Origin of the sequence: Vibrio sp. 10N.247.311.14, from assembly GCF_041467715.1 — a bacterium.
Lineage (GTDB): Bacteria > Pseudomonadota > Gammaproteobacteria > Enterobacterales > Vibrionaceae > Vibrio > Vibrio crassostreae_C.
This window is the reverse complement of the sequence record NZ_JBFSVE010000061.1, coordinates 1-21,515: the sequence shown is the minus strand read 5'-3', so window position 1 is coordinate 21,515 and position 21,515 is coordinate 1. Positions and strand designations below refer to the sequence as shown.

General features: G+C 43.2%; 19 protein-coding genes and 1 pseudogene. 11 read left to right on the top strand and 9 right to left on the bottom strand.

Going from position 1 to position 21,515, the window contains the following annotated elements:
• The first annotated feature begins 9 nt into the window (after nt 1-9).
• Entirely contained in the window at nt 10-633 is a 624-nt protein-coding gene (locus AB6F11_RS18805; RefSeq protein ID WP_102320725.1) for a PolC-type DNA polymerase III, read from the top strand.
• A gap of 72 nt (nt 634-705) precedes the next feature.
• Here AB6F11_RS18805 and AB6F11_RS18800 read toward each other — a convergent pair whose 3' ends face one another.
• Nucleotides 706-1,542 (bottom strand): DUF6279 family lipoprotein, encoded by an 837-nt coding sequence (locus tag AB6F11_RS18800; protein ID WP_102398592.1) that lies wholly within the window; start codon nt 1,540-1,542, stop codon nt 706-708.
• 303 nt (nt 1,543-1,845) lie between these two features.
• On the opposite strand from AB6F11_RS18800, the gene AB6F11_RS18795 reads away from it, so the two are divergent.
• Nucleotides 1,846-2,019 (top strand): hypothetical protein, encoded by a 174-nt coding sequence (locus tag AB6F11_RS18795; protein WP_017064349.1) that lies wholly within the window; start codon nt 1,846-1,848, stop codon nt 2,017-2,019.
• Nucleotides 2,020-2,159: 140 nt separating this feature from the next.
• Here AB6F11_RS18795 and dbpA read toward each other — a convergent pair whose 3' ends face one another.
• The 4 genes and pseudogenes from dbpA to AB6F11_RS18775 form a co-directional block, all read right to left on the bottom strand.
• Nucleotides 2,160-3,539, bottom strand: coding sequence for an ATP-dependent RNA helicase DbpA (gene dbpA / locus AB6F11_RS18790; protein WP_017064348.1), 1,380 nt, complete (start codon nt 3,537-3,539; stop codon nt 2,160-2,162).
• A 148-nt stretch (nt 3,540-3,687) separates the two neighbouring features.
• Complete coding sequence (locus tag AB6F11_RS18785) at nt 3,688-4,596, bottom strand: aldo/keto reductase family oxidoreductase (protein WP_017064347.1); 909 nt, start codon at nt 4,594-4,596, stop codon at nt 3,688-3,690.
• Between the two features lie 217 nt (nt 4,597-4,813).
• On the bottom strand, nt 4,814-5,392 hold the full coding sequence (locus AB6F11_RS18780; protein WP_102393311.1) for a hypothetical protein: 579 nt from the start codon (nt 5,390-5,392) through the stop codon (nt 4,814-4,816).
• Nucleotides 5,393-5,602: 210 nt separating this feature from the next.
• Nucleotides 5,603-5,716, bottom strand: a pseudogene (locus AB6F11_RS18775) (phosphate ABC transporter substrate-binding protein); the annotation flags it as partial.
• Between the two features lie 97 nt (nt 5,717-5,813).
• On the opposite strand from AB6F11_RS18775, the gene AB6F11_RS18770 reads away from it, so the two are divergent.
• Nucleotides 5,814-7,661, top strand: a complete 1,848-nt coding sequence (locus AB6F11_RS18770; protein WP_102393312.1) for a M3 family metallopeptidase — start codon at nt 5,814-5,816, stop codon at nt 7,659-7,661.
• Nucleotides 7,662-7,905: 244 nt separating this feature from the next.
• Nucleotides 7,906-8,676: a hypothetical protein gene (locus AB6F11_RS18765; protein WP_102393313.1), complete on the top strand. Its 771-nt coding sequence runs from the start codon at nt 7,906-7,908 to the stop codon at nt 8,674-8,676.
• A 254-nt stretch (nt 8,677-8,930) separates the two neighbouring features.
• On the opposite strand, the gene AB6F11_RS18760 is transcribed toward AB6F11_RS18765, so the two are convergent.
• Together AB6F11_RS18760 and AB6F11_RS18755 are read right to left on the bottom strand one after the other, a co-directional pair.
• Nucleotides 8,931-9,764: a RecX family transcriptional regulator gene (locus tag AB6F11_RS18760; RefSeq protein WP_102398591.1), complete on the bottom strand. Its 834-nt coding sequence runs from the start codon at nt 9,762-9,764 to the stop codon at nt 8,931-8,933.
• A 204-nt stretch (nt 9,765-9,968) separates the two neighbouring features.
• Nucleotides 9,969-11,573 carry a mechanosensitive ion channel family protein gene (locus AB6F11_RS18755; protein ID WP_104216104.1) on the bottom strand — a complete coding sequence of 535 codons (1,605 nt, stop codon included), beginning with the start codon at nt 11,571-11,573 and terminating at the stop codon, nt 9,969-9,971.
• A gap of 251 nt (nt 11,574-11,824) precedes the next feature.
• On the opposite strand from AB6F11_RS18755, the gene AB6F11_RS18750 reads away from it, so the two are divergent.
• From AB6F11_RS18750 to AB6F11_RS18735, 4 genes are all read left to right on the top strand, one after another.
• Nucleotides 11,825-12,073, top strand: coding sequence for a hypothetical protein (locus tag AB6F11_RS18750; RefSeq protein ID WP_017062732.1), 249 nt, complete (start codon nt 11,825-11,827; stop codon nt 12,071-12,073).
• A 921-nt stretch (nt 12,074-12,994) separates the two neighbouring features.
• Entirely contained in the window at nt 12,995-15,058 is a 2,064-nt protein-coding gene (locus AB6F11_RS18745; RefSeq protein WP_104216109.1) for a protein-disulfide reductase DsbD, read from the top strand.
• Between the two features lie 3 nt (nt 15,059-15,061).
• On the top strand, nt 15,062-15,631 hold the full coding sequence (locus AB6F11_RS18740) for a protein disulfide oxidoreductase (protein WP_104216103.1): 570 nt from the start codon (nt 15,062-15,064) through the stop codon (nt 15,629-15,631).
• A 127-nt stretch (nt 15,632-15,758) separates the two neighbouring features.
• A complete protein-coding gene (locus AB6F11_RS18735) occupies nt 15,759-16,478 on the top strand; it encodes a DsbA family protein (protein WP_104216102.1) in 720 nt (239 codons plus the stop codon).
• Nucleotides 16,479-16,792: 314 nt separating this feature from the next.
• Here AB6F11_RS18735 and AB6F11_RS18730 read toward each other — a convergent pair whose 3' ends face one another.
• Nucleotides 16,793-17,809 (bottom strand): succinylglutamate desuccinylase/aspartoacylase family protein, encoded by a 1,017-nt coding sequence (locus tag AB6F11_RS18730; protein ID WP_017071615.1) that lies wholly within the window; start codon nt 17,807-17,809, stop codon nt 16,793-16,795.
• 376 nt (nt 17,810-18,185) lie between these two features.
• On the opposite strand from AB6F11_RS18730, the gene AB6F11_RS18725 reads away from it, so the two are divergent.
• From AB6F11_RS18725 to AB6F11_RS18715, 3 genes are all read left to right on the top strand, one after another.
• Entirely contained in the window at nt 18,186-19,184 is a 999-nt protein-coding gene (locus AB6F11_RS18725; RefSeq protein ID WP_104216101.1) for a porin, read from the top strand.
• Nucleotides 19,185-19,338: 154 nt separating this feature from the next.
• Nucleotides 19,339-20,229, top strand: coding sequence for a DMT family transporter (locus AB6F11_RS18720; RefSeq protein WP_017062738.1), 891 nt, complete (start codon nt 19,339-19,341; stop codon nt 20,227-20,229).
• A gap of 68 nt (nt 20,230-20,297) precedes the next feature.
• Nucleotides 20,298-20,915 carry a glutaredoxin domain-containing protein gene (locus AB6F11_RS18715; RefSeq protein WP_017064328.1) on the top strand — a complete coding sequence of 206 codons (618 nt, stop codon included), beginning with the start codon at nt 20,298-20,300 and terminating at the stop codon, nt 20,913-20,915.
• A 153-nt stretch (nt 20,916-21,068) separates the two neighbouring features.
• Here the strand turns inward: AB6F11_RS18715 and AB6F11_RS18710 are convergent, their stop codons facing one another.
• Complete coding sequence (locus AB6F11_RS18710; protein ID WP_010431176.1) at nt 21,069-21,203, bottom strand: hypothetical protein; 135 nt, start codon at nt 21,201-21,203, stop codon at nt 21,069-21,071.
• Nucleotides 21,204-21,515: the final 312 nt, after the last annotated feature.

Genomic DNA, 21,515 nt, shown 5'->3' with positions numbered 1-21,515 from the left:
GGAAACACGATGGCTCCAAACTCCGCAGATTCCGTTATCGTTCTCGATTTCGAAACCACAGGCTTATCACCCAATATGGGCGACCGAGCGATTGAGATCGGTGCGGTAAAACTCGTTAACGGCGAAGTCGTCGACACCTTCCAACAACTCATGAATCCAGGGTTTCGTGTGAGTGGCTTCATTGAAAGCTATACCGGGATCAGTAACCGTATGTTAAGCACTGCGGCCAGTTGCAGCGAAGTGATGGATGAGTTTGCAGACTTTATCCAAGGCAGTCAGCTTGTGGCTCATAATGCCTCGTTTGATAAACGCTTTCTCGACGCAGAATTAGACAATATTGGACGTGATTACAATGGACAGTTTGCATGCTCAATGTTGATTGCTCGTCGGCTAATCCAAGACGCTCCGACCCATAAGTTGGGCGACCTAGTTCGATTCAAGCGCATAGATAACGACGGCACTTTCCACAGAGCATTAGCCGATTCAGAAATGACAGCAAGGTTGTGGTTATTAATGATCGATGAGCTGAAGAGTGACCACGGTATTCAACAACCGAGCTTCCAATTAATGCAGAAAATATCGAAGACAGCCAAAAGTTCGATCCCAAAACTACTGATGAGCAACAGGGGTTAGGTTCCGAAATTCACCTTAAAGTGGGATGAAAGGCTAGCTCGACAATAACCGCTAGCCTTTAAAAGGGACGCTCTACTCTTGCAATGACTTCAACGTTCCTTTGAGGCTTTCTAATTCATTCATAAAATACGCCCACTGCTTGTTACTGCTGGTCGCGGCGATATCTACTAAAAACTTGGCTGATGTTTCCATATTTTGGTTGAGTTGTGACTCAAGTTCATCAGGATAATAAGCTTCATTGTTTAAAAGCAACTTCATGATAATCGGCTGAGCAATATGCAGATCGCTCTTCTTTGCCATCAGCGTCGTTAGCTCTTGATAGGTGTTGTTTTGATATTGTCGCCAACTGCTATTGGTATTTACCCACTCTTTAGACCAAGCCAAAATAATCTGTTTTTGTTCTTTCGATACTGAACCTAACCACCGTTCTGCGCGCTCTTCTATTCTGCTTCGGTATCGCTCTCTCGAATCGGCATCGTTCAACGACAACCTTTCTTCATAATAGTCTTGCTGCTTTTCACGAAAGTTCTTTAAAAACTCCCTGTCTTGCTTAGGGCTAAGCTGCATACTCAAGGCGTAAATATCTGGAGCGAACTTATTGACGATTGAGCGAATATGCTCTTTCGTTTCTTCACTTTGGCCAACAATAAAAGCGGGATTCATATCCGACCGTTCTACGTTTTGAATCGCTTCTAATTGCGAAATATACAGAGGTAGCTGAGTTTCTTTATGCCATTGCTGTAATAAGTCGAGGCGCTCTTCGAGCTCTGATTCTTGACTGTTGGATAGAGAAACAAAGTCTTCAATATAGCTAACCGCAAACCAGCTTATATTGTTGTAGGCAAGTTTAGTCCCGCAACCAGCGAATACAAAACAGACTAATAAGACTAACCATCGACACTTTCTCATTATACCCTCTCACGACATTCAACAAAGCCACAAACCGATTAACTCATCACTTTAAGGTTAGCCCAGTTCTTATAACGCTAATTCTAGCTCTTATAAAAGTAGCCTTAATAAACAGTGGTCGTAAGAACTTTGAGATAAATTGAGACCCAAACTTGCTAATCTAGCTATTTAGGCAAATGATTAAACTAAAAATAATTAATGGCAGTGATGTGACTTGATTTTATTACTCATTTGACGTGATACGAACCCTATAAATGAGTTGGGTTGACGTATTTAAAATGATTGATATTTGGGAGGGAAGCTATGGCCGCTATTCCTGATCATCCAAGCGATTTAGAATATGAGCTTTGTTATTTTGATGATGGTTCAATAACCACAATCACGATATTGGTTCACAATCGACAGGAAGCGATGACTTGGTATCTTAGCGAAGGAAAACATATCAACGATCTTTATTCGATAAGACCCGATGAATAATGCTTTGGTATAGAGGACTAGGTCGATAAACCTAAGATAAGAAACTTAAGTGGCATTTTGTGGAACACCCTTTACTGCAATGCCATTAATTAGCAATGTCGTTAATTATACATATCGCAGCAAAGGGATTCAGTCTCGAATTACTTCAGGATTCGGGCGCGGAATTGACGACCCTTCATTTTACCTGATTCGATTTTGTTCAGTGCTTTTTTAGCCACAGATCTTTCTACCGCTACGTAAGCACGCATTGCAAACAGATTGATCTTACCTACTGATTTACCATCAATGCCGCCTTGGCCCGTCAGTGCGCCAAGAATATCACCAGCACGAAGCTTAGCTTTCTTACCGCCATCAATTTGGATGGTAACCATGTTTGAGTAGTACGGCTTAGCAATTGGTTTTGCTGGCAGTTCAGATGGCTCGATTGGCATGTCCATGTACTCATCAATTTGAGCAACACGGTACATCTCTTTTTCACTAAAAAAGCTGATCGCTACGCCTTTGCTTCCTGCACGGCCAGTACGACCAATACGGTGTACGTGAACTTCAGGGTCGCGAGACAATTCAAAGTTGAACACAGCATCTAGGTTATCAACATCAAGACCGCGAGCCGCAACGTCTGTCGCCACTAGAATCGAGATGGTTTTGTTTGAGAACTGAACCAAAGCTTGGTCACGTTCACGCTGTTCCATGTCACCATGAAGTTCGATAACACTGAAACCGCGGTGGCTTAGCTCATCGTTTACGTTCTGCACTTCTTTCTTAGTGTTACAGAACACAACCGCAGACTCCGGTTGGTGATGCAACAACAGCAGCTCTAGAGCGTCATCACGAGCTTCAGAACCTTCTAACTTGTAGAAGTGTTGTTGGATGCTTGAGTGATCGTGTGTTGATTCAACCTTCACCATTTCTGGGTTACGCATAATGCGGTCTGCAACAGATTTGATCTGTTTAGGGAAAGTCGCACTGAATAGCAGAGTTTGGCGTTCTTTTGGCGCCGCTTCAATCACAGCATCCAAAGCGTCTTGGAAACCCATCTCTAGCATGCGATCCGCTTCATCTAACACAAGTGTGTTCAGCTCAGACAGGTCAATGCGGCCTTTCTCTAGGTGATCAAGAATACGACCAGGTGTGCCCACAAGAATGTGTGCGCCATGCTCTAGTGAACCAATCTGTGGGCCCATTGGCATACCGCCACATAGTGTCAGCACTTTAATGTTGTGAATACCACGAGCAAGAGTACGAATCTCTTTTGCTACTTGGTCTGCAAGCTCACGAGTCGGACATAACACTAAAGACTGAACACGGAAACGCTTAACGCGTAGGTTCTGCAGCACGCCTAAACCGAAAGCAGCTGTTTTACCTGAACCCGTTTTACCCTGACCGATAACGTCCTTGCCATTTAGGATAGTAGGAAGACTTAACGCTTGGATCGGCGTCATTTCAGTATAACCAAGAGAATCTAACGTATTTAGAAGCTCTGGTTTAAGGGCGATTGAAGAGAATTTTGAAGTGCTCAATGGAAATATCCAACTGGTGAAAAACAGAGTGCATTATGAGTGTTTTTGAAAATTATTCCACCTTAATCACAGTTTTGGAGAAACATGTTAGGCGAACACAAAAAAGCCAGCTTACTTAGCTGGCTTTGACTTCTATACGAATTGCTTTCTATGGCACACCGTGACCTTTAGATGCCACCCATACGCGATACCACTGTTCGCGCGTCAGCTCGATTTTCAGTGCATCAACGGCCGTCTTCACACGCTCAATCTTACCAGAACCAATAATTGCAATTGGACTAGATGGTAAACGACGAACCCAAGCGTAAATCACTTGATCAATGCTGTCTGCACCGACTTCTTGACGAATCGCCTCTAGCTCATCACGAACGCGAACCGCTTGCGCTGAATCACCACTGAAGATGCTACCACCACCGAGACAAGACCACGCCATCGGGCGAATGCGGTTCATCTGCAGTTGATCTAGCGTGCCATCATGAGCCACTTCGAAGTTCAATGGGTTGATTTCAACTTGGTTGGTCACTAACGGCTTACCGAGTCGAGATTGAAGCAGTTCGAACTGACGCGGTGAAAAGTTAGAAACACCGAAGTGCTTAACTTTACCTACTTTGTGTAGCTCTGCGAACGCTTCTGCTACTTCATCGGCATCCATTAACACGTCAGGGCGGTGAATCAACAATACATCGATATCGTTAACACCTAAGTGCTCTAATGAGTTATTTACTGATTGGTAAATATGCTGCGCGCTGGTGTCATAGTGATTGATCTTACGATCTGGAGTGTGGTCACCACATAGGTTGATATCGCACTTGGTGACGATTTGAATATCATCACGAAGGCTTGGTTCAAGCGCTAACGCTTCACCAAACAACTTTTCACACTGGTAGTTACCGTAAATATCCGCGTGATCAACAGTTGTGATGCCAAGATCAATATGTTGCTTCAGGAAAGTTAGGCGTTGTTGCGGGGTCATGCCCCACTCTGCTGTACGCCAGTATCCTTGCACCAACTCAGAAAGTTCTGGGCCTTGTGGCGCTATCGTTACTCTTGCAACCATGGGTTGTCTCCTTTATCAATACTGAACGTATCCTAAGCTCGTTTTACCGAAGGCTCAACGTATAACAAATGGCAAAGGTAAACGCTTATTAAAAATGTGAGAGCCGCAGAAAAACGAACACTTAAATAAATTATAACTTGCTGTCTGTCCGTGAGCCGTTCTCCTGAAAGGCTTGTTTAACCTAATAAATAACGAAACTATCTATAAATTTGAGCAATTAAAAACGATTAAGTTCAACCATTAAGTTGTCACCATCACTCTGTAACTGAATCCAAGGAGAGGTAGAAGATAAGCTAGGCACATTCCATACACTCAGTTGCTCTGCTGAACCGTGAGGCGCGTTGATAAATTCGACCAGCTGTTTATCCACCTTATCGAAACCAACACCTTCATTTCGAGCTTGTTCGAGTTGAGCTGTAACATCGAATTCATCTTCACCAATACGAATTGAACTGAGAGCAAAGCCATCTTGGCGAAGGTATGCCTGAAGCTTTGTGTAACTTAGGTCCGAATATGGCAGGTTTAAGCGAACCGTTTCGACACTTGAGTCCCCCAACTCCAGTTCAACATACACATCCAGGTCGTAATATTGGGTTAAGTCACTGCATAACAGCGTATCTTCGATCTCACCACAATCCATCAACTCGATGTCGTTAATATAGTTTTGAGAATTCGGCTGACTTGGGCTGCTGTTAAATACTGTTCTTAGCCACCAGCTTTCGGTTGCTTGCGCTGAAAATGAAATAGCAACGAGGGACAACATTAGAGGCAAGATTAGAACTTGAAAGATTTTCATCGACTGGGCTTATTTAGCGCTATATGAAGTGTCCATTATACGTGACCAATCGACAAACAACCGCTCGAGTCGCAAATTTTAGGCGAAAAAAAACGGGCATACATGCCCGCTAGATAATTTCATCACCGAATAACGTAATCCGTCACGTTGAGAACCATTACGAAAGAGAGAATATCACTCTCCCACAACAGTTGCAACACGCCGTACTAATTACTTATAGCCACCTTCAATCGCAGGCTCTTCAAGCGACAATCTCACTTTGTTACGTTGAATAGCTTCTGGCGGTAAACTGATGAAGCCGTATTGGTTCAACACGCCTTGATGAAAAGGTAACTTCTATGCCGTTATACTTAACATCACAAAATACATTCAATGAATGTGTCATAATGTTGAAATTACTGGTTAAATTTCAAGGAATGTCATGACTGCAACGAACTATCTCAACCAATTGAATCAAAAGTATCTTGCGACTCATAAAGCGAAAGAAGACTTCTTTTGGGATACATATATGGGTATCAGTGACGACCACGATGGTTCGACACTCGCGCAGACTCAGTGGACGGAATTTCTTAGTTCTGCCGAACAGATTACTGCGATCGAAACACAACTAGCTGCTATCGATGAAATTCACGATCCCCTCGAAAAAGAGAGTACGCTAACAGGCTTGAATGGTTGGTTAGCGACCTTTAGATCTCACGCTATTGAGTCTGAGCAGTCACAAAATCTTAAAACCGATCTCATAAAGTTTGAGGCTGAACTGTTTGAGAAAAAACAGAATCATGTGATGACTTACGTAAATGAAACAGGCGATGAAACAGAAGGGTCACTGCCCGTTTTAGGTTCAGCCGTTAGAAGTAATGGTAATGAACAAGTTAGGCTTTCTGCACATCAAGCACTATTAGATTTAGAGCAATGGCTGCTGGCTAACGGCTTTATTGAGCTGATCAAAAAACGTAACCAATTTGCTCAATCACTGGGATTTAAAACCTTCTTTGATTACTCGGTGGTTAAAACCGAACAGATGACGACAGAACAACTGTTTACGATTCTGGATGACTTCGAAGCACGCACGCGTGATAGCCATCAGCAAAGCCTAGCCAATTTGGCAGAACAGAAAGGCGAGAATGCACTTCAAGCCCATAACTTTACCTACTCTTTTGCAGGTGACGTTATGAATGATCTTGATCCTTATGTTCCATTCTCAAAGTCACTTCGACGCTGGATAGAATCTTTTGGGCGCCTCAACATAGAATACTCTCAAGCGACATTAAAATTGGATCTGCTTGATCGTAAAGGTAAGTACCCTAATGGCTTCTGCCATGGGCCTATCCCTTCTTTCTACGATCAAGACACATGGGTAGCGGCTCAAGTTAACTTCACGAGCAATGCAAAGCCCGATCAAGTTGGCAGCGGCTATGATGGCATCAACACACTATTTCACGAGGGTGGTCATGCAGCACACTTTGCTAACGTAAAAATGAACGCACCGTGTTTCTCTCAAGAGTTTGCACCAACCTCAATGGCTTATGCCGAAACCCAATCCATGTTCTGTGACAGCTTGTTGAATGACGCCGATTGGCTCAAACAATACGCGCTTAATGCAGGTGGCCAAGCAGTACCTGACGAGTTAATCAAAGCAATCATCGATAACAAACAACCCTTCAGAGCTTATCAAGAACGCAGCATTTTAGTGGTTCCGTATTTCGAGCGAGCACTTTACGAATTGGCGGATGAAGATCTGACACCTGAAAAGATCACCGCTCTTGCTCGTCGCAGTGAGAAAACGATTCTTGGATTAGCTTGTAGCCCTCGCCCATTAATGGCGATCCCGCATCTGTTGTCGGATGAAGCCTCTTGCGCGTATCAAGGTTACCTGCTGGCTCATATGGCGGTGTATCAAACTCGTGCGTATTTCACCGATAAGTTTGGCTACTTAACGGATAACCCAGAGATCGGCCCTTTGTTAGCTAAGCATTATTGGCACCAAGGAAACAGCGTGAATCACAATGGGACAATCGAAAGCCTGACTGGGGAAGGTTTTAATGCCAAATATCTCGCTGACGAGTGTAACTTATCGCCAGAGGAGGCTTGGGCGATTGAGGAGCAAAAAATCAAACAGCTGTCGACAAGAGAACGTGCACCAGTCGCGGATTTGAATGCGAAGGTATCGATCGTTGATGGAGCAACTGAATTAGCGAATAATGCAAAGTCGAATGACCAAATGTGTGATGATTTTGAGCTCTTTATTATTGAGCAATACGGTCGATAGATTGAGTTTTAATGCTAATGAAAAAGGCAAAAATGAGTAGTGACATAACTCATTTTTGCCCCAAAGCTTGTTTGGGCTTGCAGTTATTCAAAACACCAAGGTGGGGTTTGCACTACTTTTATTAATATCTTGTAGGTGTCTAGAGAGTCGAGGGCTTACCATCCTGTTATCTCGTTAGTTGATTTATCGCAGCACTACTTGATAATATGGTAGGATATATTTCCGCCTTAAGTTTTTGATTATTATGAAAAATAAGTCATGCAAAAAAGCAAAATCTAAAAAAAGAAATAGTGATAAGCATATTAGACGATTAGTTGCCGCCTCAAAAGAGATTGATAGGAATAAAGCTCGTTTAGCTGAAGTCAAAGTGCAAAGAGAAGGTAAACAGGTACTACCAGACCTAGAAAATATACAAACGGAATGGTTTAGAGTGTCAAATGAAGTACTGAATTCAAAAACATTTATATCGCTTAAACATCAACTTGAATTGCTTGAAGTCAAATCTCCTAAAGATAAAAATCCAGAGCAACACGTGCATGATCTGTACAAAAAAGCATCAACTCTGAAAGGTGTGATAGGTTTTGAATTAATTGGTGAACTAGCAGTTGAATGGGATAAGTTGATTAACTATCGCTATGGGCGTTGCCGTTACCATGAAGGCGTACCAGATAACTGCACAATAACTTGGAATCGCTCCGTTTGGTGTGCACTTGGGGATTTAATGCGGTTACAGATAGGTAATCACCGTGATGTTATGAAGTTATTCTATGGACTAGTACCTTCGGCAATAGAAGAGATTAAAGCCCACCTTGAAACTTCACCTGTTGACTGGATAGAAGCTAATAGGGCTTTGGAGTGGCTCTATGACTTGAACGAAGGACAATACAAAAGCCCCCCAGCGCGCTCAAATTTTAAGCTACTAGTAGGTGAGCCAGATATTAATCCATCATTCAGAACAATTATTAGACTAGGGAGTTCATTGTGGAAGAGTAAGCACCTATTAAACTACCCCTAAAATAAGCGAGCTCCAATTTATAGTTATTCTACTTAAACAAAACCAAATAGAGGACGCTTATGAAAAAATCAAGCTATACGGAACTGCTGCTTCCGAAGCATGATCTACCATCAGGACTAAACACTCTTTAGGTAAAGTTTCATATCGGTAGTTATTCATGAAAGGCTAATTTAGCAAAGTCACTAACACGGAATTTGTCCAATAGTTACTTAGGACAAACCAACATACTACAATAGGAAATTTTTCCGGCTTAGTTATTCGTTATCTTCACTCAATGCAAATTTGATCTCGTCAGAAGAGAACCCCTTTCGACTTAGCATCGCGTAAGCCTTAGAGCGTTCTTTATGATCGTTTAGGTCATAAGGCTTCTTCTGCAACTGTTCTATACACGAAGAATAGAAATCTAGCTGCTCTTCATTAATCAATCGGTCGATGAGCGATGACAGTTCACTTGTGTCAATTTGTCGTTGTCTAAGTTCTTGCTGAATGGCAGTCAGTCCCTTGCCTTTACGAGCGTACTTGAGCACCTCTTTTTCCAAGTCGGCTTTCTCGGCCTTAATTTGAATGTTACTTTTCAGTTGATGCGCTTGTGGGTGCTGGTCAATCGCTACCTTAACTTGTTGATAGCTAAAGCCACGCTTTTGCAGTGTCGCAACCAGCTTTTCACGGCTCATGGTAAAGCTTGAATAGTAGTGGTTGATTCGGTCTATCAAGATGGTTTGTTCATCAATAGACTTTTCGAACGACACTTTATGGATTGCATCAGAAATCACTGAATCGGTCAGCCCCTTCTTCTTCAGTTTTTCGACAATGTATCGAGAACCGAATTCACCAGAGAAAGCTTGTTCCACGAATTGTTCTGCAAACACTTGGTCAGACTTGAGATACCCGAAGCCTTTCAATGTCCCTAGAGTTTCATCGATCCATTCTTGATTGTCGGTTTTCACTTTGAGCTTCGCCACTAACTCGCTTTCCGTCATGTCTCTCTGAGTTAAATGCCACATCGCAGAGTTCATGACGCTTTCAATTCGCGTCGCTTTTCTTACCGTTGTATTTCTACTGTTCGTTTTTTGCTGTGAATCGTCCATTCGATTTCAACTTTCCAGATTAAGCCTACCCCATCATAACGTAATTCTAAGGTGGTTGAGTGACATAAAAGAATGAAGCTCAACATAAGCGGCAGCCAATAAAAATGGACGCTTGTTCAGCGTCCATTTGATATCACATTAAGAATGATGGCTCTAAGCCATGCTTAGCTTTTTCGTAATAGCTTTTCATACTAGATCTTTCGTTTAGTTCTCTTCGTGATTGTAAATATGTACATCTCGTTGAGGGAATGGAATCGTGATGCCTTCTTCATCGAAGCGTTTCTTCACGGTTTCCGTTACATCCCAGTACACATCCCAATAGTCATCAGTCTTAACCCAAGGTCGTACTACGAAATCAACAGAAGACGTATTCAAAGTATGAAGCTTGATCATATGTTCTGGTTTTTTCAACACTAGAGGGTGCGCAAGAATGATGTCGTTCAATACCGCTTTCGCTTTATCGATATCATCTGAGTAACCAATACCGAAAACCATATCAACACGTCTCACACGTTCTGCCGTGATGTTGTTGATCACGTCACCCCAGATTTTGTTGTTTGGGATCACCAAGCGTTGGTTATCGATAGTTTGAACGGTCGTCGACACTAAGCTCATATCTTTTACCGTGCCTTGCACGCCTGCCACTTTAACCATGTCGCCCACATCATAAGGACGGTAGATCAAGATCATCAAGCCAGAAGCAAAATTAGATAGCGTATCTTGCAATGCGAAACCAATGATCACACCGGCAACACCGAAACCTGTTAGTAGTGGTGCTAGCTCTATCCCTATTTGCGACAGCGCGATAAGCAAACCAATAAACACGACCGCTTTAGATGCGATTGATACAAAGAAGTCCTGCATCAATACACTAAAGTCCATTTTCGAATGCGAAACGCTCTTACGAACGGTTTTGCGTGCGACGTTTGACAGCAAACGAGTCACATACAAAATACCCAAGAACAGAGCCAGTTTGACAATGAATGAAGGGGTATTTTCAAAAGCCCATGAACTGAACGAACGAAGCCAACCATCCAACAACTCAAGTGCAACATCAACATCCAATACATCGGCGTTAATATCTCCCGTCGTTGCCAGCAACACTCGCTTGTAAGAAGTCACGTCGACGCCAAACGGTTCCATTAGTGTGATGGTTTCTTCTAAGCTCGCGACCATAACGCTAGTGCGCTCGCTGAAACGTTCAAGCTCCTTTTTAATCGTCGCTTTCTCTTCTTCATTCACAAAAGACAAACGCGCTTCTAGATCTTGTCGCTGTGTGTCTGTGTAAAGAATGGCATTTGTCAGGTATTTAGAACGAGCAATTAACGCCGTTTTAAGTTCACCTTCAGGAACAGCAACATCAACACCACGCTCTTTTGACCAATTTAAGGTCTTAGCAAGCTGCTGATAATAGACATCCATCATTCCGATTCGTTTTTGAATACGCAACTCAAGGCGTTTTTTAGCGTCACCCTCAGCGGAACGGTTTTCTTTACTCATTGAAACGATTTTAGTTTCATTCAACGACAGCAATTTTTGTAGCAGTTCGACCTGCTGAGCAAGAGTGACATCCAGCCCCTCTTTTTTATCTGACGATAGCTGTGAAAAAATCTCTTCGCGTAAGCCCTGGTTCTTACGCCTTAAGATATCTTCAAGAAAGGGTTTTTCAGCATCATGCGCCGTTTCTAATGTTGCTAGATCGAGCATTAACTGATCTTGTACTTCTGCGATTTTCTCAACGCTCTGCGCATAACTTCCAAATGCGACAAACGCCAACATTAACAATAGACAACGCCAAACCTTCATCATATTAATTCCTATCACTGTCTAAATTGACCCTATAAATAGTAGTAAAAAGAATATGGATAACAAGCATTTAAACGTATGTTATGTTAAAAATTCGCAAATTATCAGCCTGCTTCTAATATTTGAGAGTTCCAATCCCCTCTTATGACCTGTAGAGTACGCATCCAACAAAGAACAACAGCCAATATCTTCATTCGAGCACAGCACTAAAGCGCCCTAAATACGATGTTGGCTCACAGCAAGAGAGCATAAAAATGAACAACGAACTTGATATTATTGAGTCTCTAGAAGAACTAGAGCAATTCCTAATTTCAGTGGAAGCTGGCGGTTTAGGCCTTGAAGGCGTTGAAGGTGTAGGCATGGCAACCAATAATTCAGATGGTCGTCACTTCGTTGCTGTATTCAATAGCAGCCATAAAGTTCTGCTTGCTCGCTGGATCACCAAAGAGGTGTTTGATAACGGTAAAGACTTGGTACGTAACGGCCCTCGCCGCACTCACTAAGCCTTTCCAATAGCACCAATGATTAAAGCCCAACACGTTCACTGACGATCTGTTGGGCTTTTTTGTATCGCCTGTCCCGTCCTGATAGTTAATAAACCACTCAATACAGAATAATTAGCGATAACTTTCAGTTGTTGTGAACTTTAGCTACAGCTCAATGTCGTATTCGCGTGAATTGGTGTTTATGCGTCTTTTATCGTGTATCTGCCGTTTCCCGCATTTATACATAGTTTCACTTTAACCATTTTATGACTTGTGGCACGAAGAGAACTTATCTAAGCTAACCACAATTCAATGAGCTTGCTTTAACGACTAACAGATTTGATTACTGACTAATTTGCTGAACACATCGCTACTTTTCTTATCCACACAGAACCGCCGACAAAAGCATTCGCTTTGGGCGCTCTTCCTTACCGGACTGGTTATCGTAACTTGTCTGGCGAGCACTCTGGCCGTCAAGAAAGTATCGTTATCTGCATCCGCTAATGGCCAATCAGTCCTAGTTGGCACACAAACTCATACAGAAACCAGTAATCCCCAAACCAACATCGCTTCTTCAGAAAAAATGGCTGCTCTATACGCCAGCGTTTTCGGCTTAGAAGCCTCAAAAATGTTAACGTCCCCCAATTCAAATTCATGCAGCCTAAGTTCGAAAATGCTGACCTTTGCCGCCCCAAAAACCGGCTGGCTGATCCCATTCGTACTTATTATTGCTGTTGCGTTTAACTTACCTCCTCACATCTCGAGATTATCTAGAGACAATCATCGCTCTACTCGACCGACAAAACACCGATTGCATCTAAAGCACTGTATATTTAGAGAGTAAATAACCGGGCTACTACACCCTTTTATTTATTTTTTGGAGATACATTTGTGTACAACACACTACTAACTAAGTTTGTCGATTCATTGGCATTCTCTATGCGTACATGCGCGAAAACCTTAGTCACTGCCCTTTTGGTTATGACGTCATTTACCGCCTTGGCACAGACAACGGGCTGGCTTAGTGTGCCTGAGCATCCGCCTGTTAAAATGCGAATGATGTCGACGGGTGAACAGTCGGATGACGGCTCTAAGATCCAAACCGTGCTCGATGTCGTGCTCGACGGCGACTGGAAAACCTATTGGCGCAGCCCAGGCGAAGGTGGCATTCCGCCAAGCTGGGACTGGTCTGGTTCAACAAACATTGAGTCAGTAGAGTGGCACTGGCCGATACCTAAATACTACGAGCAGCTTGACGTCATGACGTTAGGCTACAAAAAACATGTCAGCTTTCCTGTCACTTTATCCCTGAAAGACAACACGAAGCCTGCGATATTCAGGGCATCGTTTACCTTTCCGTCGTGTACCAATATCTGTGTGTTAACCGATTACGATATCGAACTGCCGATTGACCCACAAACTTTAGCGCTCGATGAAGAAGCGATGTTCTTGTTCAACCAAGGCATGAGCCAATCTCCACGAGAAGCTAATCGCACTTCAGTCAATGGTCTATTTTGGGACAAGAGCAAGCAGCAACTGGTTACTCAGCTGACAAGTAAAAATGGCTGGGATAAGCCGATGGTGTTGATTGACGGGCAAGAAGTGATTGATGACTTCTTCTCTCAACCAAGCGTCCACATCACAGACAATACAATGACGGCCGTATTTGATGTGAGCAACTGGATAGGTGAAGTCGACTTAACGGACCGTAACGTGAGTGTCACCGTTTCAGACACTAATTTCGCCGAAGAGATGACGGCCAAAGTTGGCTCAGAACCGATCGCTTACCAAACAAGCAACAACGGCTTTTTGGCGATGATAGGCTTCGCTTTAATTGGTGGTTTGATCCTCAACATCATGCCATGTGTGTTGCCAGTCTTAGGAATGAAATTAAACAGCATCATTCAAAACCAAGGTGCATCTAATCGTCATATTCGACTCTCATTCTTAGCTTCTGCTTCAGGTGTCATTACATCATTTGCGCTGTTAGCCCTAGGTATGACCGCTCTAAAAATGGGTGGTAATGCAATTGGCTGGGGAATCCAGTTCCAAAATGTTTGGTTCATCGGGTTCATGCTGATCATCACTTTGCTGTTTTCAATTAACCTGCTTGGGTTATTCGAATTCAGACTACCATCAGGTTTAAACACCTGGATGGCAACCAAAGGCGATGACTCACATTCAGGCCACTTTGTTCAAGGCATGTTTGCAACGCTGTTAGCAACGCCGTGTAGCGCGCCATTCCTAGGAACCGCTGTCGCGTATGCACTTGGAGCAAGCTACCAAGAGTTATGGGCTATCTTCATCACGCTTGGTATCGGTATGAGTGCGCCTTGGTTGATCTTTGCGCTATTCCCAAGCCTAACCAAATTGCTTCCAAAGCCTGGGGCGTGGATGTTCAAAGTTAAGCTGGTATTTGGCTTAATGATGTTCATTACCAGCCTATGGCTAACAAGCCTCCTTAGCCCATTCATTGGTAAATTCCCAACTATCCTGCTGTCGCTATTTATCGTGATTTCAGTATTGATTTGGATTGGCCGTAAGTTGGGTCGCAAGGTGCTTATTCCTATCGTCGCAACCACAACCTTGGTGTTTGGTGCTGCATTGATCGTCGGTAGTGTCACCGCTGATAACTGGGCGACTCCGATTGTTGACGATCTCGCTTGGCAAAAGCTGGATGCGAAGCAAATCCCTCAGCTCGTTGATCAAGGCAAAACGGTGTTTGTTGATGTAACTGCTGATTGGTGTATCACTTGTAAAGCCAACAAGATCGGCGTCATCCTTCAAGACCCTGTCTACAGCCACCTACAGCAAGAAGACATTGTTTTGATGAAAGGTGATTGGACAACACCAAGCGAAAGTGTCACTCAATACTTACAAAGTAATGGGCGATTTGGTGTGCCATTTAATATCGTCTACGGTCCGAGCTATAAAAGCGGTATTCCAATGCCTGTCATTCTCAACAGTGACACTGTCGTTCAAGCCATCGACGCTGCGAGATAACTGATGAAGACTCCCAACAATGAAGAGAAATCTAGCACGACTGAAGACAACGCTGTAAAGGGTGAGGTCAAAAAGCCAAGTCGTCTTAAGAAGTGGGGAAAGGAGCTGGTTTCAATGATATTTATCGTTGGCGTGGTTTCATTTGTCATGGACTTTTATCACAGCAGAAGTATGCCTCAGGGCGATGCGGTTCCAATTGTGGGTCAATCGCTCCAAGGCGAAAATATTGATGTTATCGAGCTAAGCAAAAATGGTAAGCCAGTCATTGTCTATTTTTGGGCGACTTGGTGTGGTGCCTGCAAATTTGTAAGCCCAACCGTCAATAGCTTCAGCGATTCCCATCAGGTGGTTTCGGTCGCTCTATCGTCTGGTCCAGACGAACGTGTCCAGCGCTACTTGGATGCAAAAGAGTATGACTTCCCTGTTATCAATGATCTTTCTGGAGCAATCAGCAGAAGTTGGGGCGTTAATGTCACTCCAAGCATCGTCATCATCAAAGACGGAAAGATCAGCAGTATCGCAACAGGCGTTACTTCTCCTATAGGGCTGTGGTTAAGAACCTACTTTGCCTAACTCGCTCACAAAGAAAAACAGAGCAAAGCTAAGTGAATAAACCGACTCAGCCAGTTTAACAAACAATATTAATGTGAGCGCAACCCAATAAGCGCTCACGATTATCACGAATTAGAGAAAAGACAATATGAAAAAGCATCTGATAAGCGCACTGATTTTAGGCTCATTAATGAGTACTAATGCCTTCGCAGAATTAAACAAAGAACAAACTCAACAACTTGAAGAAATTAATCAATTCCTGAAGGAAAACCCATCGACGATCTCTGGATTGCATACCAGTTTAGAGCAGTACGTAGCAGGTCAAGAGCAAGCGAAGAAAGCCCAAGCGGAAAGCCATGATTGGTTATACAACAATGACGCTCACCCGATCCTTGGCAATCCAGATGGTAAATCGGTCATCATTAACTTTACCGACTATAACTGCCCTTACTGTAAGCGCTTGGAAAAAGGCTTGGTTCAATTAGCCTCTGAAAACAGCGACATTAAAGTGATCAACGTGTACTTATCGTTTAAGCAACAACAAGTTGCGGGGCTAGACACCAACGCGGCGCTATACGCGATGAAAGTATGGAAAGATAACCCAGAAGCATTCCCTGAAGTTGATAGATTGCTGATGGCGAAAAGCGGTATTCACTCGAAAAGCTCACTAGAAGCCGTTGCCAAGAAGACGGGAACAGAGGCGGAACTAAAAACAACTCAAGAACAAAACCAGGTTCTAACCACTAACCATCAAACGTTCAGTGCACTCGGCTTAACGGGCACTCCAACCATGATGATGAACGGAAATGTTTTACCAGGTTATGTACCTTACGACCGACTAAAAGACATCGTAGATGACGCCTTTTAATCGAGCTTAGAAAGAAATAGAACCTCTTAAGAGAAGTTTATATTGCCTACTCACGCAAACTCGAAGTAGGCTTTTTTATAAGCTTAAGGTAATGTTTTCAATATTATTTTTGAAACAGAAAAGCAGTCGAAGTGTCACTATCTTGCAATGGATTCTTAATCTAGCCTCGCTACTCTAAAAGCAGTTCTCTCGATGAGTCCAAGACGTGCTTACTCTAGACAACTGTCCTTTGACCGAGCCTAGCTCGGTCTTTTTTTTGCGTGTTTTAATGGCGACACAGTGCATTAACACGGAAACGTCCAACCGACTGAGCCTTAACTTAGCAAGCGACAAACAAGCGCACCCGGCTCCCTTAACGCATCCACGTTATAGCTAAGGACACGTCCGGCAGACGGCGCGTGATAACGGCGACACTCATTACCAAAAGCGTCATATTGAATAGCCAACAGATCATCTTGCTCTACGCTCTGCAGAAGCTCAACCTGCGGCAATACGAAACCACCAATATCAGCGCGGATAGAAACCACATCATTACCCTCTATCCAATCCATACTCGGCAGCTGCATTTTCTCGGGATGATTTATTTCAACCTCGAACATTTCATAATAAGACAGCATGTTAAAAACACCGTCTACCGCTCGTTGAATCATGTCAGGCTGAGTAAATTTCCCCATCCCAACTTCCACCGTGATGCTCGGAATTCCACTTCGATTCCAAACCGTTTCCAAAATACCTGGGTCACCAGGGTCATTCAGAACACAATCGGGCTGCATCAGCCTCGCCATCTCCAAACATTGTTCTATGCGGTAATCAGCAAACACATAAAGTGGATAAACTGCGCCACGAGTTTGAGTGTGGAGGTCAACGGCGAAGGTGGCATTATGCTTAAGCAAACGCTCCCACAAAGACGCAACAAAGCGCTCCGCAGCCAAGCCATTCGCGTCACCCGGAAAGAGTCGATTAAGATTAGCAGGGCAAGAACCCGGATCCGAAGAGATGAAATCACGGCTATGGTTCAGCAAGCCAGACAGATTCACAGTAGGTACAATCGTTACCGTGCCTTTGAGCGTTTTACCGACTAAGTCCCTGATAATTTGCTGTGCAGCCAACACTCCATTTAGCTCATCACCGTGAATACCGGCGGTGATCATCAAACTAGGACCTTCTTGACTGCCTTTGAAAACAGAAACCGGCATGTTCTTAGGTTGCCCTAGCCCATCACTGGTGACTTGAAACCAAAACTGGTGCTCTCCAACGGGTAGGTCTTCAACATTCAAGGAGCCAATAACCTGCCTACCTTGTAAAACATCGCCTAAGTACTCTGTTTTCATCCAACGTCTCCATATTGTTGAGCAGAATCTATTCTCTTCTAAGTTTTTGCATCATAGAGGATATCCTTACCAGTACAAGCAGTTAATCAGATTAACAAGCTCTCAGTGCAGCCAAAATTCACCACCATCGACATACGTGATTGCAAGGTAAAACTTGCCAATGTGACCTTTGAAATACACGCAACTTGTATAACTATTCATAGAACACTCAGTCGCATGAAATAAAAATGCAATAAAATCAACACTTAAAAAAGTTCCCCATTCACGAAAATGTAATTTTATGGAAATGAAAGCTTAATTTATCTGCTCTAAATTAGCTTCATATCGAAACGGAGAGCACATTGCTCACGGATTTTAAAATACAAGGTAAGTGATTATGAAAAAGGCAGTTCTAGCTTCTGCAGTGGTAGCGGCACTAGTTTCAGGTTCATCTCTAGCAGCAACAGTTTACAGCTCTGACGGTACAGAACTTAAAATTGGCGGTCGTGCGGAATTCCGTGGTGATTTCATTGGTTCAGGCGGTAAAGAAATCGACGGAACAATGAAAAATAAAAGCCGTGTACGTTTAAATGTTGGCGGTACTACAGAAATCACTAGCAACCTATCTGGTTTTGGTTTCTACGAAGCAGAACAAGGCGTAAATTCTTCAGCTGACAATGATGAAACTGACAACTTTAAGCAACGCTACATGTACGCTGGCCTTCAAGGTAACTTTGGTGCTGTTTCGGTAGGTCGTCAAGATACAGCTGCAGCTCAAATCTCAGAAATGTCGGATGTTACTATCTACTCTGGTGACCAAAAAGCATTCATCAATGCCGGTGACGAGCAGATTAACAACACGTTTGTATACGCTTACGATGCAGACGCACTTTCTCTTAAAGCAAGTTTGATTGCTGGTGAAGACAAAGATACTGACGGTTACGGCATCTCTGGTATTTACACACTACCAGTGGGCTTAGGTTTTGGTCTTGGTTACTCAGGTAACGACAACGGTACTGGTAATGGTTCAGCAACGGCTGTAATCGCTGGTATTAATTACAAAATGGATGCTCTATATCTAGGTGCAACCTACACAATGGGTGACCTAGACGACAAAGCAAAAACTGAGTTCTCTGGTGTAGAAGTTGCGGCTAAGTACAAACTAACGGATCAGTTTGAATTAGCTGCTTTGTACCAAAAACAAGAAAAAGACGCGACACAGAACTTAACTGTAGACACAGCTGACTTCTTTGAGCTGACTGGTACTTACAAGTTCAACAAATCTATCCGTACATACGTTGCTTACCAATTAAACAATCTAGACGACGTAAAAGTTGCAGGTTTAGAAACACAAAGTGAAGACTCTCTTCGCCTAGGTGTACGCTACGACTTCTAATCTAAATCGACTTTAGATACAGACTAAAAGGTTGGGCAATAGCTCAACCTTTTTTCATATTCAAATATTCTGACTGACTTCATCAATGCTTTTTCTGGTTAAGTGGTGCTAAATCCGTATCATAGGTGTACCACATCAAATAATTAGAAGCATCATGTCACAACACCATCCGATCCAAGGCGCTAGCTGGATGCTAACCGCAGGCCTAGCCTTTGCCGTTATTAACAGCCTAACTCAAATTGCTAGCATTCATTTCGGACTTACTTCTACCACCGTTGCCGTCATTCAATACGCCATCGCGTTGTTCGCTATTCTTCCTTATCTGAAAACGCTGGGCATTCGTCGCGCACTAAAAACCGACAACCTCAAATTGCACGTGTTCCGTGTCTTCTTGTCTGTTATTGGTATTCAACTTTGGATATGGGCACTGGCTTACCCAGTACCAATTTGGCAAGGCATTGCCCTTCTCATGACATCGCCATTGTTTGCAACCATTGGTTCAGGGCTTTTCTTAAAAGAGAAAGTTGGGGCTGCTCGCTGGGGCGCGACCTTAGCAGGCTTCGTGGGTGCGATGGTGATTCTAGAGCCGTGGGCTGAAGATTTTAACTGGGCAACGTTATTACCAGTCGGTGCCGCTTTCTTCTGGGCATGCTACTCACTGATGGTGAAAAAACTCTCTTCGCAAGACAGTCCTTCAACCATGGTGGTCTATCTTCTACTATTAATCACACCATTTAACATCCTGCTTGCTGCGCCAGATTGGCAAACGCCAAGCGGCGGTACAATCTGGGCTATATTGATTGTTATCGGTGTTATGACGGCACTCGCTCAATGGGCGATAGTAAAAGCCTACTCGGTCGCTGATGCTTCGTTTGTGCAACCTTTTGACCACGCCAAATTACCGCTAAATGTTTTAGCAGGTTGGATTGTATTTAGTTGGGTTCCACCGGGTCGTTTATGGCTAGGGGCTGCTATTATTATTGCGTCAGTTGCATTTATAACGCACTGGGAAACTAAAAAACCTTCAAAAGTGAAGAAAGTTTAAGGTTGGTGAAATAAATAGTTCGACAGTCCGTTCTATATGGATAAGAGAATTCAAACGAGGCCGTAACCATGAAGAAACCAGTCAAGATTACACTATACCGTTGGGCAGGCAGTTGGGGTCCATTTAAAGTTAATATCCCATGTGGGGAATGTACCCTTACCAAAGACATTCTTAAGGATACTTTTGAGAATGAGTTATCAGATGTCGATGTCGAACTGGAAGTGAAAGATTGGTTGTCTCACTGGTGGGAGCCTCTAAAACTTGGCTCTTGGCACGCCCCAATCCTTGTTGTTGAAGGCAAGGTTGTCAGCCAAGGTGAAGCGCTTAATCGCGGTGTGTTAATCCAATCCGTGATCAAAGAGTGGACCAAACGAGACAGCTTAAAAGGCAACATCGTTTATGGTAAGGCGACCTGCCCATTCTGTGTTAAAGCAAAGAAAATGTTGGATGAAGCGGGTGTTGAATACCAATACCACGATGTCGTAAAAGATAGCGCCGCTTTGTACCGTATGATTCCAGAGGTAAAAGCACACATTGGTGAGAAAACACCGGTCACCGTCCCGCAGATCTGGCTTGATGGTAAGTACATCGGTGGTGCCGATAACTTAGAAGCGTGGATGAAAGAGAATGGCTTAGATAGCATCCCTAATAATGTGGTCGACTTATCCAATCAATCTGCTGGCTGAGTTCATTAAAAGCCATTAGTCAGAAGCTTAATTAGTGTTTTTTGTGTCCATCCACAACAAAACAAAGCGATAACTTTCACCAATCGCTAAAACGAAAAAGGCCTTAAACTTCATCGAGTTTAAGGCCTTTTAAAATTCCGTTTTTGAAAATGCTTATTTAGCCATTTTCTTCATCATTCGCTTAAAGAACGATGGTTTCTTTGGCTTTGAAGTGCCGTACAATGCTTCGTGCATCATGTTTTTTGCTGCCATTTGACCAAGGTATGCGTGGCCTAGTTCGTAATTCATGCTTATCTCCGCACATAATCAACTTTCTTTAGCGCGGATTTTACACTTAAAACGCCCAAAAACAAGATCTAAATCACACTTTAATGCAATATTAAGCATCCATTTGCAATTAGCCTAATTTTGTCTCTGTGCTAATCAGCATTGTTTTTGTATATCAATGAGTTAACCTAAATTCTGGTTTGAGCTTAATGCTCCATTCCTAATAACAACCCAAGACATTGATTTAGACACTGATAAAAAAAGCAGCTCAATAGAGCTAATGCCGATCAGTTAAAGCCAAAGCGATCGGTTGAAGGATCCTTCAGAGCTGTC

Coding starts and splice junctions, on each gene's coding strand:
- AB6F11_RS18805 (WP_102320725.1), top strand. CDS start 10: ATGGCTCCAAACTCCGCAGATTCCGTTATCGTTCTCGATTTCGAAACC.
- AB6F11_RS18800 (WP_102398592.1), bottom strand. CDS start 1,542: ATGAGAAAGTGTCGATGGTTAGTCTTATTAGTCTGTTTTGTATTCGCT.
- AB6F11_RS18795 (WP_017064349.1), top strand. CDS start 1,846: ATGGCCGCTATTCCTGATCATCCAAGCGATTTAGAATATGAGCTTTGT.
- AB6F11_RS18785 (WP_017064347.1), bottom strand. CDS start 4,596: ATGGTTGCAAGAGTAACGATAGCGCCACAAGGCCCAGAACTTTCTGAG.
- AB6F11_RS18780 (WP_102393311.1), bottom strand. CDS start 5,392: ATGAAAATCTTTCAAGTTCTAATCTTGCCTCTAATGTTGTCCCTCGTT.
- AB6F11_RS18770 (WP_102393312.1), top strand. CDS start 5,814: ATGACTGCAACGAACTATCTCAACCAATTGAATCAAAAGTATCTTGCG.
- AB6F11_RS18765 (WP_102393313.1), top strand. CDS start 7,906: ATGAAAAATAAGTCATGCAAAAAAGCAAAATCTAAAAAAAGAAATAGT.
- AB6F11_RS18760 (WP_102398591.1), bottom strand. CDS start 9,764: ATGGACGATTCACAGCAAAAAACGAACAGTAGAAATACAACGGTAAGA.
- AB6F11_RS18755 (WP_104216104.1), bottom strand. CDS start 11,573: ATGATGAAGGTTTGGCGTTGTCTATTGTTAATGTTGGCGTTTGTCGCA.
- AB6F11_RS18750 (WP_017062732.1), top strand. CDS start 11,825: ATGAACAACGAACTTGATATTATTGAGTCTCTAGAAGAACTAGAGCAA.
- AB6F11_RS18745 (WP_104216109.1), top strand. CDS start 12,995: ATGCGTACATGCGCGAAAACCTTAGTCACTGCCCTTTTGGTTATGACG.
- AB6F11_RS18740 (WP_104216103.1), top strand. CDS start 15,062: ATGAAGACTCCCAACAATGAAGAGAAATCTAGCACGACTGAAGACAAC.
- AB6F11_RS18735 (WP_104216102.1), top strand. CDS start 15,759: ATGAAAAAGCATCTGATAAGCGCACTGATTTTAGGCTCATTAATGAGT.
- AB6F11_RS18730 (WP_017071615.1), bottom strand. CDS start 17,809: ATGAAAACAGAGTACTTAGGCGATGTTTTACAAGGTAGGCAGGTTATT.
- AB6F11_RS18725 (WP_104216101.1), top strand. CDS start 18,186: ATGAAAAAGGCAGTTCTAGCTTCTGCAGTGGTAGCGGCACTAGTTTCA.
- AB6F11_RS18720 (WP_017062738.1), top strand. CDS start 19,339: ATGTCACAACACCATCCGATCCAAGGCGCTAGCTGGATGCTAACCGCA.
- AB6F11_RS18715 (WP_017064328.1), top strand. CDS start 20,298: ATGAAGAAACCAGTCAAGATTACACTATACCGTTGGGCAGGCAGTTGG.
- AB6F11_RS18710 (WP_010431176.1), bottom strand. CDS start 21,203: ATGAATTACGAACTAGGCCACGCATACCTTGGTCAAATGGCAGCAAAA.